Below are 13,951 nucleotides of genomic sequence, written 5' to 3'. Positions count from 1 at the left end.
GTTACTTGTATGAAGCATTGCTATTACAGATTCTTACTATTCAACCTTTTTTTTATTGTAACATTAGGAGTAGCAACTGCTCAGTCTGAATTAAAAATTCAGCTACAAGACGAAAGTAATAATGACGCAATTTCCTATGCTACTGTTCTTTTTCAGGGCACTTCTAGAGGTCTTATTTCTAATGTTGATGGAATCATAAGGTTACCTTTTAACACTCAAGAAGATCTGCCAGTACTCGAAATATCGTCTTTAGGTTATACGACTTTAATTATAGATTCAAAATCTCTATCTGTCGATAAATTAAATGTTTTAAAATTAAGTCCTAGACTAGAAACACTTGAAGAAGTTGTTATAAATACAACCAAAAAGGGTAGAAACAAATCCTTAAGACATGCTATAGATAATGCAAAAAAAATCCCTGCCCATCAAATAGTTAGTATTGCGGTAAACTCTGTAGGAAAAAATATGTCCAATAACCCTTATTCTACAATTGGTTATTATAGAGATTATCAAATAGTAAAAAGAGAGTATTATAATCTTAATGAAGGTATATTAGAAGATTTTGATGCTGGTATTTCAACGGATAAATTAGCAGATAGTTCAAACGTATCAGTGTTACACTCTTATCAGAAAAATAAGAGATTTAAAGCTAATTCAGACTATGAATCTGCTTATAGCAAAGGCTCAAAATATATTCAAAACGCCACGATATTGCCTTATGGTGGAAATGAATATTCTTTACTCATGGTTCATGATGCTGTCCGTAATTATAATAGACTTTCATATTCATTTGTATATAGATTAAATACAGATTTTATTAAAAATCATCAATTCAAAAAAGGTAAGGTTAGTTTTTATAATGATGAACCTATTATTGAAATAAGCTTTGAGGGTATACCAAAAAAGATTGGTTACCGTCATAAACCAAATGGCGTTATAAGAATTTCATTAATTGATTTTTCTATTTATTATTTAGAATATACGGTTACAGATGGTTTTAAAGAAAATCCATTATTCTCGATTAAGAATGAATACCGAAAGATGGATGGTAAAATGTATTTAAATTACATTACGTTTAACAATAGGTTTGTAATTGCTGAAAGGGATGTCTTTAAGGAATCAAAAATAGTTTATAATAAGAAAGACAATAGTTTTCTTATAGATTTTAATAGTAACCTGGATTTGAAAACGATTAAAAAGAAACACTTCAAAATTAAGTATAACAATAAAAGAGTATTCGTAAAATCTGTTGAAACAAATGGCGCAAGACAAGTTGTACTGAAGATTCCTGACTTTATAGACACACTTAAAAATCTCGATTCGGAAACTACTCGAGATTTAAAAGTTGCTATAAAAGATGTCTACGATATAAATGGTAGACTAATCTATGAGCCTAATACTATAAAAGGATATCAGTTTAGAGAATATTTTGTGCAAGAGGTAAAAAGTGACAATTCCTTTAATGGAGATTTTGAGAAAGTAAATAAGAATCAACGGTTAAAAGCTCCAAAGATTAAAGATGATTCTATATCTCAAAATTATATTATAAATTCGCCATTAATCAGGTATTAAAACTGAAACATTAGGTTCTTCTACATTTAACTCTATTTCGATCTGGTTTTTGATTATATCTTCAAAAGTTTCTCTTTTTCTAATAAGATGTGCTTCACCATTATGTATAAGTACTTCTGCAGGTCTATAACGAGAATTATAGTTGCTCGCCATAGTAAAACAATAGGCACCCGCATTTTTAAAACATAAAATATCACCTTCACTTATTTCAGAGATTCTACGATTATTAGCAAAAGTGTCTGTCTCACAGATGTAACCTACTACAGAATAAAATCGCTCTCTGCCTTCAGGATTAGAGATATTAATTATCTCATGTTGTGACCCATATAACATGGGTCTGATGAGATGGTTAAAACCAGAGTCAACCTGAGCAAAAACAGTTGAGGTCGTTTGCTTAACCACATTTACTTTTGCTAGGAAGACCCCAGCTTCACTCACTAAAAACTTTCCTGGTTCAAATGCAAGTGTTAGTTCTTTTCCATAGTTTTCGCAAAATGTATTAAATCGTGCAGATAGTTTTTCGCCGAGTTCCTCGATATTAGTTTCGATATCTCCAGATTTATATGGTACTTTAAATCCAGACCCAAAATCAATAAAATCGAGATTTTTGAAGTTTTTAGCTGTTTCAAATAAAATTTCACTGGCATATAAGAAAACATCGATATCTAAGATATCACTACCTGTATGCATGTGTATACCATTGATTGTCATACCCGTGTTTTCAACAATACGCAACAACAGTGGTATTTGATGAATAGATATTCCAAATTTACTATCGATATGTCCAACAGAAATATTTGTATTACCACCTGCCATGACATGTGGATTAATACGTATACAAACAGGAATATTAGGATGCTTGGTTCCAAATTGTTCTAATATGGAAAGGTTATCAATATTTATTTGTACACCAAGTGCAGCTACGGCTTCAATTTCTTCTAGTGAAACTCCATTAGGTGTAAATATTATTGATTCTGGTTCAAAACCAGCTTTGAGTCCTAATTGTACTTCTTGAATAGAAACTGTATCTAAACCTGAATTTAATGTCTTAAAAAGTTTTAGTACAGAAATATTTGATAATGCTTTAACTGCATAGTTAAGTCTAAGGTTGTTTACATTACTAAAAGCATTCTTTAGCCTATTGTATTGATTTATTATCTTTTCTGAATCATATACATAAACTGGACTTTCGTATAGATCTGCTATATGTAATAATTGTTCGCTGTTCATCATTCTAAATTATTGGTCAAAGCTATTTTTTTGAATGCAATTCTAATAATTTTAAATAGAAAAAATCACAATTAAAACAATTTGTTAATTATATAACAAATTTGATGATTCCTTACAGTAGATGGTGAGATTGTTTAACACTTATTATCCTGAATATTAATATATTTAGATTGAATTTAATGTATAATATGCGTAACTATAAGTTGATTTTTATTTTTTTTCTGACTTTTCTTTCTTCTCAAAGTCAAGATCATACGAAAGAGATATTTTTTAGAGTTATTGATTCACAGTCTAATATGCCGATTGCTTATGCAACTGTGCAGATTAAGGATAAAAATATTGGCATTGTTGCAAACGATGATGGCAGTTTTAGAATACCAGAGAACTATAAAATAAACAATTATGTTTTAGAGATAAGTTGTATAGGTTATAAGACAAAGTTTGTAGAATTAAAAAACATCGTATTAAAACAAGATAATGTCATTAAACTTACCCCAAAGATAGAGTTACTAGATCAGGTTGTTATTAATGCCAATACGTCTAACGGTTCTAATAATATAACTGCTGTAGACATAGTTAGGAAAGCAATTCTTAACATTCAAAAAAATTACCCGTTAGAGAATTATTCAACAGTGGGTTACTATAGAGATTATCAAGTAATTAATAACACCTATTACAATCTAAATGAAGCTATTATCGAATCTTTTGATTATGGATTTAAGTCTGACATTATCATGGATTCAAAAAATAAAAATGTCCTTTATGAATATGTTGAAAACTCGGAATTTAGCAGAGATCCAACACTTATACAGCCCTATGATGGTTTTAGTAAATATATTGATGACACAAAAATCTCGGGTCAAGGCGGTAATGAGTTGGGAATTTTAAATATTCACAACCCAATAAGGAATTATGAGCATTTAAGTTTTTCTTTTGTTTATGTTTTCAAACGTAAATTCATTGATAATCATAAGTTTATTAACATAAAAAAAGTATATCTTAATGATGAAATATTGTATGAAATTGATTTTGAGGCGAAAGAATCCTTAACCAAAAGTAGCCATAAAGCAGAAGGTAAGATATATATATCCAAAGAAGACTACGCCATACATAAGTTCAGTTATAATGTTACAAAAAAAGCGAGTTTAGAAACTATTTTTGAAGTTGTAGTTGAGTATAAAAAGACGAACGAGTTAATGTATCTCAACTATATATCTTTTAATAATCAATTCAATATTAGTGACGCTTTTAAATTTGATGTGGTAAGTGTGGATTATGACGCAAATGAAAAAGCCTTTTATGTTAAATTTAATAGTAAAATCGATCAAAAATCAATTGACCGTAAAGATTTTAAGTTTCGCTATAACAAAAAAAAGCTATTAGTTGAAGATGCTGAATTAGTTACTGATTATGATGTAAAGGTCACAGTTAAAGGTTGGTCTTTACCGGAAATTGATGAGAGTACAGACATGTCAGGTTTTACCTATCGCATTAAAAATATTTACGACATTTCTAACAGAAAAATATTTAAAACACAACAAATCAAGGGATATCAATTTAGGGAATATTTTACGCAACAAATATTTGAAAACAAAGCCTTACCAAACAATGCCCAATTTATTAATAAATACAGTCCATTATCTGAGGCTCAAATTGTAGAGAAATCGGGAGTAAGTAAATATTGGCTGAATACGCCCTTAAAACGCTAGAATTGTGAGATATTTTATTCTATTATTAATTACTATAAATGCCAGTTTTTCCCAGAATTATTTTGATGATATAGAGGATTCCTTTGAGGACTTTGCAGAACTCTCTAGAGAGCAAATTTATACACATATAAATAAATCTACATTTGTAACGGGAGAATCTATTTGGTTTAAGACATACGTGGTTTTAAGAGATGATATGTCGATGTCTAATAAAACTTCAAATATCTATTGTTCACTTTACGATTCTGATGATAAAATTGTAAAGAAAAAAATGCTGTTGGCTTATGGTGGAGTAGCCAATGGAGAGTTTGACATTGATAGCACATTACGCTCAGGAGAATATGCACTTAAATGCTACACAAATTGGTCCAAAAACTTTGCTAATGAATATGTCCACTACGAGGCTAAACTAAAACTAATAAATCCAGATGATAAGGTATACGATAAACCAATAGACTCAAATGCTAATATTGATGTTCAATTACTAGCAGAAGGTGGGCATTTTTTAGAAAATACATTAAATACAGTTGGAATTATCGCCAAGGATAGCTTGGGAAAATCAGTAAAAAACCTTAGGGTAAAGATTTTTGAAAACCAACAGCTACTAAAAGAACTTCAACTCAATCAACTCGGTATAGGTGTGTTTAATATAAATCCAAAACCAGATGCAAAGTATACGGCATCCTATTATTATTACAATACTAAATTCGAATTGCCATTCCCAAAAACAGAAACTAACGGGGTTATATTGCAATTGAAGGACTTAGGAGATTCTGTAGATGTTAAGGTTAAAACTAATTCTGTAAGTTTAAATAGCCTCATTAACCAGAGATTTAAATTAACTATTCACAATAGTGTTGATATTACAGGTTATACTTTTACGTTCCAAAACAACCTAACACAATCCTTTAAAATTAAAGCCGAGGATTTATATCCGGGTGTAAATATTTTTACATTATTCGATGCCCTGGGTAAACCAATTGCCGAACGCATTTTTTTTAATTATCAAGGGATAAATTTAATTAAAACCAAAACTGTTAGTTACCAGAAAGTAAACGACAGTATTTCTATACAGCTTGGTTTAGATTCTGCTTTAAATTATAAAAATCAAAGTCTAAGTGCTTCTGTTTTACCATCCTTAACTAAATCATATAATCACAATAACAATATAGTGTCCTCTTTTTTATTGACACCTTATCTTAAAACTCCTATAGAAAACGTTAACTATTTTTTCAAGGATATTTCAATCAAAAAACAAATAGAATTAAACGAAGTATTACTTACTCAGGGTTGGAGTAGATACGACTGGAACACAATAATTAATGATCAACCTGAACCAATTTTTGATTTTGAGTATGGTATAAACTACCGAATTTCTTCTAATTCAAAAAGTCAAGACGATTATATCATTTATCCCAACTATAACTCTAAGACAGAGCTTATTACAATTTCCCCAAATGGATTTATCAACAAACTTGGTTTTTTTCCCTTTGATGATGATAAGCTAAGAATTGGCGTAATTAAAAAAAACGGCAAGGTTACTCAGTCTAATTTAGTTATCAATTTTGAGCAAAATGAGGTTCCTGATTTTAAAACAAATTATAAAGAACTTTCCATAAACATAGGAAAACAGTTTACAAATCAAGTTGATTCTATGCCTTCTTTATCTAATCTAGAAAAGATACAAGAGTTAGAAGAAGTGAGGTTGTATAAAACTAAAACCTACACGAGGATAGAAAAATTACAAAATAAGAGGATTGGAAAAATTTATGATTTCGATGAAAAAATGAAGCAGCAATACAGGACTTTTGCACAATTTATAAGTTCTCATGGATATAGTGTTAATACTACAAAGAGTGAAGATGCCGACCAAAGTGGAGGCAGAAGTTCATTAGCAAAGGACTTGTCACTTTTCAAAATCGAAACTTATAGTGTTGCCACAATTAATGGTACTAGAGAACCTAGGATATTTTTAAATGATGTTTATTTATCAGATTATAATATTCTCAACAACTTTTCGATGGAAAATGTAGACTACGTAGAAATCAATAAAAGTGGCGTGGGAGAAGGAATTCGTGCAGCGGCCGGCGTCATTAGAATTTATACAGATCCCCAAAAGGGAAAGTCCATAACACCGACAATTTCCTTTACAGAATATAACATTCCTTTAAGTTTTACAAGTCCTAAAACCTATTATTCACCTAAGTATGGATCTACCCAAAGTCAGTTTTATAAAGAATTTGGAGCCGTAGATTGGAAGCCTAATCTGAAGTTAGAAAATGGTGTTATCAACTTTAAAGTCAATGATATAGATGGTCCAATCAAAATTTATCTAGAAGGGCTAATTAACGACAATGGTTTAGTCTCGGAAATAATTACTATTGATTAATGAAAATTATTTGAGAAACGTTTTACTATCCTTATTTTTGCGCAATATTAAATTTCTAATTACTCATGAATCTACACGAATATCAAGGTAAAGAATTATTAAGCAGTTTTGGAGTCCGCATTCAACGTGGAATTGTAGCACAATCTGCATCAGAAGCCGTTGAAGCAGCTAAAAAATTAACTGAAGAAACTGGTACGGGATGGCATGTTATTAAAGCACAAATCCATGCTGGTGGCCGCGGAAAAGGTGGCGGTGTTAAACTCGCTAAAAATCTTCAAGAAGTTGAAGAATTAGCAGGACAGATAATAGGTATGAATCTAGTTACACCCCAAACGTCAAAAGAGGGTAAAAAAGTGCATCAAGTACTTATAGCTGAAGATGTTTATTATCCTGGTGATAATGAACCAGAAGAATATTACATGTCTGTACTGTTAAATAGAAGTAATGGACGTAATATGATAATGTATTCTACTGAAGGTGGTATGGATATTGAACAGGTTGCTGAAGAAACACCACATTTAATATTTACTGAAGAGATTGACCCGGCATTAGGTTTATTGCCATTCCAAGCGCGTCGTGTAGCATTTAATTTAGGGTTGTCAGGTGCAGCTTTTAAAGAAATGACAAAATTTGTCTCGGCATTATATACGGCCTACGTTAAGTCTGATGCATCTTTATTCGAAATAAATCCTGTGTTAAAAACTAGCGATGATAAGATCATGGCTGTTGACTCTAAAGTAACTTTAGATGGTAATGCTTTATTCAGGCATAAAGATTTAGCCGAATTAAGAGATAAAAGAGAAGAAAACCCTATTGAAGTTGAAGCTGGAGAATTAGGTCTTAACTATGTAGACTTAGATGGTAATGTTGGTTGTATGGTAAATGGGGCTGGTCTAGCTATGGCTACAATGGATTTAATAAAGCAAGCAGGTGGAGATCCCGCTAACTTCCTTGATGTTGGTGGTACTGCAGACGCTGCAAGAGTTGAAGCTGCATTTAAAATCATTCTCAAGGATCCAAATGTAAAAGCCATCCTTATCAATATTTTTGGAGGTATTGTGCGTTGTGACCGTGTAGCACAAGGTGTAATTGATGCCTACAAAAATATGGGTAATATTAACGTTCCAATAATTGTTAGATTACAAGGTACTAATGCAGATATCGCAAAAGAATTAATTGATAATTCTGGTTTAGATGTTTTGAGTGCTACAGAATTTCAAGAAGCTGCAGACAAAGTACAAGCTGTACTTTCTTAAGAATAGTACTCCATTATATATTATTAAAGGCGCCAAATTATTGGCGCCTTTTTTGTTAATAATCTCCTAACCTGAGTTAAACTATGTTAACACCTGTAACATACAACCTCATAAGGAAGTCTTTTAAGTATCAATCTAATAAAATCGAACAATTATGAAAGCATTAAAAATGTTTGTACTAGTCGCGGTAATCGCGTTTAGTAGTGCTGTTTCAGCAAGCACAAACCCAGTAGAGAAAGCTGATGAGACTAATGAGTTAATTACTAAAACAGTTAGTAAACTATTAGAAAACCCTTATTTTGAGTTAAATGAAAACACAAAAGCAATGGTAAAACTTGCAATTAACAAAGACAATGAGCTAGTTGTGTTATCTGTAGATACTGAAAATAAGAATGTTGAGAACTATATTAAAAGTAGATTAAACTACAAGAAAGTTTCTGAAGAATTGGGTAGAAGTAGATATTACGAAGTGCCAGTTAAGATGTTAAAGTCAGAATAAGTATTATCCTTTATGACTTTAAAAGAGCAACAACCAAACTAACGATTGTTGCTCTTTTTTTGTTTATCATTATTTCGTTTACTGGGTAAAGGACCTCTGAGGTGTATAATTAATCCATTAAGGAAGTTTCTCAGAATTTGATCGCCACACTCCATATATTTCGGGTGATCTTCGCGTCTAAAAAATGCATTTAGCTCACTTTTTGAAATTCTAAAATCTACTAAAGCTAAAATTTTGACGATATCATCGTCTCTCAATTTGTGCGCAACCCTAAGTTTCTTGAAAATGTCGTTGTTAGTCACGTTGTAAATATCTGTTTATCAATTAAATGTGGTTAAAAAAACAATCGTGAGATGTTGATGAAATATCAATATTACCGATTAAGTACACTAATCTTTTCGACAAGATACATTTTATCCATGACAATAAAATCCTACATATATATAAATTTGTTAGTAACAAAAACCCTCACGAATATTATTCATGATTAATCGCATTGAAAAGTTGAGTTTACTATCCGAGCTAATAGCATTTGCTCAGAAGGATGACAGTATCAAATCAATTGAGTACAACTTTTTACTCGGAATTGCTAGGCAACTTGAAATATCTGAAGAGGATTTTAATTACCTTATAGAACATCCTGTTACTTATGTAAATCTCAAGTCTCATAGCGAGCGTATAGTGCAATTCCATAGACTTGTTTTACTTATGAATTTAGATTCAGAACTATCAACTAAGCAGGTAGTTAAAATTCATAATTTTGGGTTACGTATGGGATTAAGTCAAGAATCAATTTGTAGAGTATTGGACTTAATGGAAAGCTTTCCAAATAAAATAGTTCCACCAGATTTTCTTATAGACATATTTAAGGTTCAATACAACTAGTTACTTTACTTTTAATTTTTCTAGACGTTCTTGATACGCACTTATTTCATCTCTAAAACGTGCAGCTTCCATAAAATCTAATGCCTTAGCAGCTTGCTCCATTTTTTTACGAGTATCTCTGATTTTCTTTTCAATTTGACCTTTTGTTAAATACTTACTTTCTGGTTCTGCCGCTAACCTTGCATCTAATTCAGTTTTATAGGTACTTACTGAGTTTTTAGCCAACGCGTTGTCTAAGTTTTTATTAATGGCTTTAGGTGTTATATTATTTTTTGTGTTGTAATCGATCTGTTTCTCGCGCCTGTAATTGGTTTCATCAATGGTTTTTTGCATGCTATTAGTTACTTTATCGGCATACATAATTGCCATACCATTAAGATGACGTGCTGCTCTACCAACGGTTTGAGTTAGAGAACGGTTACTTCGTAAAAATCCTTCTTTATCAGCATCTAATATGGCAACGAGAGAAACCTCTGGTAAGTCCAGTCCTTCTCGCAATAGGTTAACACCTACCAAAACATCAAAAATTCCTTTACGCAAGTCTTGCATAATTTCTACACGTTCAAGCGTATCTACATCACTATGAATATATCTGCAACGAATAGCAATTCTAGAAAGATATTTTACAAGTTCTTCTGCCATACGTTTGGTTAATGTAGTTACAAGTGTGCGTTCATCGTTTTCAACTCGAGTTTGTATTTCTTCTATCAGGTCATCTATTTGGTTCAAACTTGGACGAACTTCAATAATTGGGTCCAATAAGCCGGTAGGTCTTATAACCTGTTCTACATAAACGCCATCCGTTTTCTGCAACTCATAATCAGCAGGAGTAGCCGATACATAAATTACTTGATTCTGAAGTGCTTCAAACTCTTCAAATTTTAATGGTCTATTGTCCATTGCTGCTGGTAATCTAAAACCGTATTCGACTAAATTTTCTTTTCTACTTCTATCACCACCATACATGGCATGAACTTGCGAAACCGTAACATGGCTCTCATCAACAACCATTAAATAATCTTTAGGGAAATAGTCTAATAAGCAAAATGGGCGAGTCCCTGGTGCACGACCGTCTAAATAGCGCGAATAGTTTTCTATACCCGAACAATACCCAAGCTCACGGATCATCTCTAAATCAAACTCAGTGCGTTCTTTTAACCGTTTCGCCTCAAGATGTTTTCCAATATCTTTAAAATATTCGTGTTGTTTCACCAAATCATCTTGAATATCTCTAATTGCATTTTGCAATATATCCGGAGAAGTCACAAACATGTTTGCCGGGTATATGTTTAATCTATCATATTGTTCAATAACATTGTTTTCATATGGATTAAAAGCTTCAATTTCTTCAATCTCATCTCCAAAAAAATGAATCCTGAAGGCATTGTCAGAATATCCAGGAAAAATATCTACTGTATCACCTTTAATCCTAAAATTTCCGTTCTTGAAATCTGCTTCTGTGCGTGAGTATAAACTTTGAACCAATTGATGAAGTAGTTTGGTTCTCGAAATTACTTGATCTTTCTCGATAGTAATTACATTTTTCTGAAACTCAACAGGATTACCTATACCATACAAACACGATACAGAAGCAACAACTAAAACATCTCTGCGACCAGATAATAACGACGAAGTTGTGCTTAGTCTCATCTTCTCAATTTCTTCATTTATGGACAAATCTTTTTCGATATAAACCCCAGAAACAGGTATGTAGGCTTCAGGTTGATAATAATCGTAATAAGACACAAAATACTCTACAGCATTATTAGGAAAGAATTGTTTAAACTCTGAATATAACTGAGCGGCTAGTGTTTTATTATGTGCCAAAACTAGAGTAGGGCGCTGCACCTCTTCAATAACATTAGCTATTGTAAATGTTTTACCAGAACCTGTTACGCCAAGTAATGTTTGGTATTGTTCATTTTCTAAAATTCCGTCAGAAAGCTCTTTAATAGCTTGGGGCTGATCTCCGGTTGGTTTAAACTCTGATTCTATCTTAAAACGCATAAAACAAAATTACGATAAAGATTAGCAGGAATCAATTAGCGTTTAAGTGCAAAATGTCCTGTAAATGTTCTACCATCTCCAAAATTAGCAGTAAACCAATAATCCGTATTTGGTGATAGGTTACCATTATAGGTGCCATCCCAACCTGAACTATTGGAGTCTTGGGTTACGAGTAGTTTGCCATAACGGTCAAAAATAAAGACTTGAAGGTTTGGAAAACGTTGAAAATTGACACCATCTAATTGCCAAAAATCGTTTTGAGTATCTCCATTTGGCGTAAAGAATTTAGGGAACCCTAAGACAGAAAACACCTCTGATGCAACTCCGCAGCCGTTTTTATCTCTTACAAAGACCGTATGAAAACCTGGTGTTATATTCGTAAAAACGTTGTCGTTTTGATATGGACCATCCTCACTGTCTAGCGCAAATTCGTAATCACCATTACCTAAAGCGCTTATGGTTACCGTATTAATGTTGTCCGTACCATTAACATCAATTGGACCAATTGTAGGTATTTCTGATGGTAAAACTGTTATGTCTCTAGAACTGCTGCAACCATTGGGATGAGTAACTATAACTGTATACGTACCAACGTCATTAATTTCGATTTCAATTGTATCTTCTTCTATATCCTGACCATTAAGTTGCCATTGGTAATAATAGTTATTTGGTACATCGTTTACAACACCACCTATAATTCTAATTGTTTCAGGGAATGTATTTGAACAATAATAGATTGTTTCATCTTCCATAATTTCGGGTGTAAAGCTGACCACTAAATTAACCTCTGCAATGGCATAGCAAGAATTGCCATCATCTACTTTTACATATATTGTTTGTGAATTAGGACTATCGTTTTCAAATAAAATTGGAAGTGGATTTGCATCTGATAATGCATCAGCTTCGTTTGTAAAGAAATTAATAGTTGCACCTGCTGGAATTTGATTTTCTATGGCTAAAGAAACAGCATCTAAATTGAATGTTGTAATACCGTCAAGATCACCAAAATCACATGCTTCTAATGTTGGGATATTTAAACTATTGTTAGAAGTGCTTAAGGTTAACTCGGCTATACTGGTACAGTTTGATATATTTTCGATTAAAGCAAATACAATCTGGTTTTGTGTCGTATTTTCAAACGTGGTTGGACTCTGAATAGGATTAATGTTCATTTCGGCATCAGATTGCGATAAAAAGAAATTCACTATTCCCAAATTTTGATTATTATTTGTCAGTCCAATTTCACCATCAAAAAGATTGTACGTCGTTAGGCCATCTTGGTCAAAGTCACATTCGGACAAGGTTGAATTAAATACTATAGGGTTTTGGGCATATTCAACAGTAATGGTACCAATAGCGCCACAGTTTCCGTCTAAATTAATTTCGACATTATAAGTTCCGGCCTGTGTAATTTCGTATGTACCACAGTTTGTACAGCCAACAGGATCTGATTGAACTAAAACACCATCTCTAAACCAATCGTAACCATTATTACCCGCAATTGTTGCATCTACGATTAATGTCTCATTTTCACAAAGCGCATTGTTTGCCTGAATTAATCTATCTGGACCTAAGTCTCGAGTTAATTCAAAACTTCCAGCTTCTAAGAATACGGCCGAATCAAAACGCGCATTAAATTCATCCGCTATAACAAGCTTTACATGATAACTTTGGTTTGGGATTACTGTAGCGGTAGCCGTTAAAATTTCAGTTTGTCCATTAAAATTTATTGGTGTATTAGCACCGTTCCATGATCCAAAATATTGCTCATTAATAGGAGGACATCCTCCTGGACCAGGTATTCCAGAGTGCACCGTAGTGACTTTTACTGGAGTATTGGAGTTAGGCACGAGAGCAATGTTTGTGTACGGATCTGTACTTCCAGTAGGTCTAATTAAAAAACCAAATAAATCTGAGAAAATGCAAGTGTTTGAGTTATTTTCTTGATATTCTTCAGAAGCAAATAGGTATCTAAAGCTAATTTGACTTGTTATGGACGTAAAATCAAATTCTAGTATTGTTGCGTTAAAAGTGTTAGTTTCATTTAGTGCTACTTCTAAATCATTATCACCATCCCATCCAGGTGCATCATCATCACTTAATGTGGTATTAGGCCCAGGAACTCTAAACAATTGCCCAGTGCTCATGACTAGACCTCTTTCAAAAGGAAATGTAGTCCCAGTCCCATCAAAATAACCATAACTCAACTGACCATTAGCAAAATTACCAGTGACCACATTTGTTACTGTAACATTTTCTATACAGTCACTATCAATTAAGATGTCTTCTATGAGTTGTTGAGGTGTAAACGATTGGCTATCAACAGTTATATTTTGACCTAATACATTTTGACAAATAAAACAAACTAATAAGAGTGAAATAAACCTTTGTACCACAGTGCAAA

Annotated in this window: 10 protein-coding genes; 6 read left to right on the top strand and 4 right to left on the bottom strand. The window is 32.4% G+C overall.

The features are described 5' to 3' along the window. Positions 1–9 precede the first annotated feature (9 nt). Complete coding sequence (locus ED556_RS10080) at positions 10–1,572, top strand: hypothetical protein (RefSeq protein WP_296323062.1); 1,563 nt, start codon at positions 10–12, stop codon at positions 1,570–1,572. On the opposite strand, the gene lysA is transcribed toward ED556_RS10080, so the two are convergent. Beyond that, positions 1,558–2,802, bottom strand: coding sequence for a diaminopimelate decarboxylase (gene lysA, locus ED556_RS10075; protein ID WP_296323059.1), 1,245 nt, complete (start codon positions 2,800–2,802; stop codon positions 1,558–1,560). The two genes, ED556_RS10080 and lysA, sit on opposite strands and share 15 nt — an antisense overlap. Positions 2,803–2,990: 188 nt before the next feature. On the opposite strand from lysA, the gene ED556_RS10070 reads away from it, so the two are divergent. The 4 genes from ED556_RS10070 (at position 2,991) to ED556_RS10055 (ending at position 8,655) form a co-directional block, all read left to right on the top strand. After that, positions 2,991–4,511, top strand: coding sequence for a carboxypeptidase-like regulatory domain-containing protein (locus tag ED556_RS10070; RefSeq protein WP_296323053.1), 1,521 nt, complete (start codon positions 2,991–2,993; stop codon positions 4,509–4,511). 4 nt (positions 4,512–4,515) lie between these two features. After that, entirely contained in the window at positions 4,516–6,900 is a 2,385-nt protein-coding gene (locus ED556_RS10065; RefSeq protein ID WP_296323051.1) for a hypothetical protein, read from the top strand. A gap of 65 nt (positions 6,901–6,965) precedes the next feature. After that, a complete protein-coding gene (gene sucC / locus ED556_RS10060; RefSeq protein WP_296323049.1) occupies positions 6,966–8,156 on the top strand; it encodes an ADP-forming succinate--CoA ligase subunit beta in 1,191 nt (396 codons plus the stop codon). Between the two features lie 154 nt (positions 8,157–8,310). After that, a complete protein-coding gene (locus ED556_RS10055; protein WP_296323047.1) occupies positions 8,311–8,655 on the top strand; it encodes a hypothetical protein in 345 nt (114 codons plus the stop codon). A 38-nt stretch (positions 8,656–8,693) separates the two neighbouring features. Here ED556_RS10055 and ED556_RS10050 read toward each other — a convergent pair whose 3' ends face one another. Further along, positions 8,694–8,957 (bottom strand): DUF1456 family protein, encoded by a 264-nt coding sequence (locus ED556_RS10050; protein WP_296323045.1) that lies wholly within the window; start codon positions 8,955–8,957, stop codon positions 8,694–8,696. Positions 8,958–9,138: 181 nt separating this feature from the next. Here ED556_RS10050 and ED556_RS10045 point away from each other — a divergent pair, with 181 nt between their 5' ends. Beyond that, complete coding sequence (locus ED556_RS10045; protein ID WP_296323043.1) at positions 9,139–9,540, top strand: TerB family tellurite resistance protein; 402 nt, start codon at positions 9,139–9,141, stop codon at positions 9,538–9,540. Here the strand turns inward: ED556_RS10045 and uvrB are convergent, their stop codons facing one another. Together uvrB and ED556_RS10035 are read right to left on the bottom strand one after the other, a co-directional pair. Further along, a complete protein-coding gene (uvrB, locus tag ED556_RS10040; protein ID WP_296323040.1) occupies positions 9,541–11,547 on the bottom strand; it encodes an excinuclease ABC subunit UvrB in 2,007 nt (668 codons plus the stop codon). A 35-nt stretch (positions 11,548–11,582) separates the two neighbouring features. Then, positions 11,583–13,943 carry a T9SS type B sorting domain-containing protein gene (locus tag ED556_RS10035; RefSeq protein ID WP_296323037.1) on the bottom strand — a complete coding sequence of 787 codons (2,361 nt, stop codon included), beginning with the start codon at positions 13,941–13,943 and terminating at the stop codon, positions 11,583–11,585. Positions 13,944–13,951: the final 8 nt, after the last annotated feature.

It is taken from the genome of Winogradskyella sp. (assembly GCF_003712105.1).
Lineage (GTDB): Bacteria > Bacteroidota > Bacteroidia > Flavobacteriales > Flavobacteriaceae > Winogradskyella.
The sequence above is the reverse complement of the archived record's forward strand: the minus strand, read 5'-3'. Positions and strand labels throughout refer to the sequence as shown.

Coding starts and splice junctions, on each gene's coding strand:
- ED556_RS10080 (WP_296323062.1), top strand. CDS start 10: ATGAAGCATTGCTATTACAGATTCTTACTATTCAACCTTTTTTTTATT.
- lysA (WP_296323059.1), bottom strand. CDS start 2,802: ATGAACAGCGAACAATTATTACATATAGCAGATCTATACGAAAGTCCA.
- ED556_RS10070 (WP_296323053.1), top strand. CDS start 2,991: ATGCGTAACTATAAGTTGATTTTTATTTTTTTTCTGACTTTTCTTTCT.
- sucC (WP_296323049.1), top strand. CDS start 6,966: ATGAATCTACACGAATATCAAGGTAAAGAATTATTAAGCAGTTTTGGA.
- ED556_RS10055 (WP_296323047.1), top strand. CDS start 8,311: ATGAAAGCATTAAAAATGTTTGTACTAGTCGCGGTAATCGCGTTTAGT.
- ED556_RS10045 (WP_296323043.1), top strand. CDS start 9,139: ATGATTAATCGCATTGAAAAGTTGAGTTTACTATCCGAGCTAATAGCA.
- uvrB (WP_296323040.1), bottom strand. CDS start 11,547: ATGCGTTTTAAGATAGAATCAGAGTTTAAACCAACCGGAGATCAGCCC.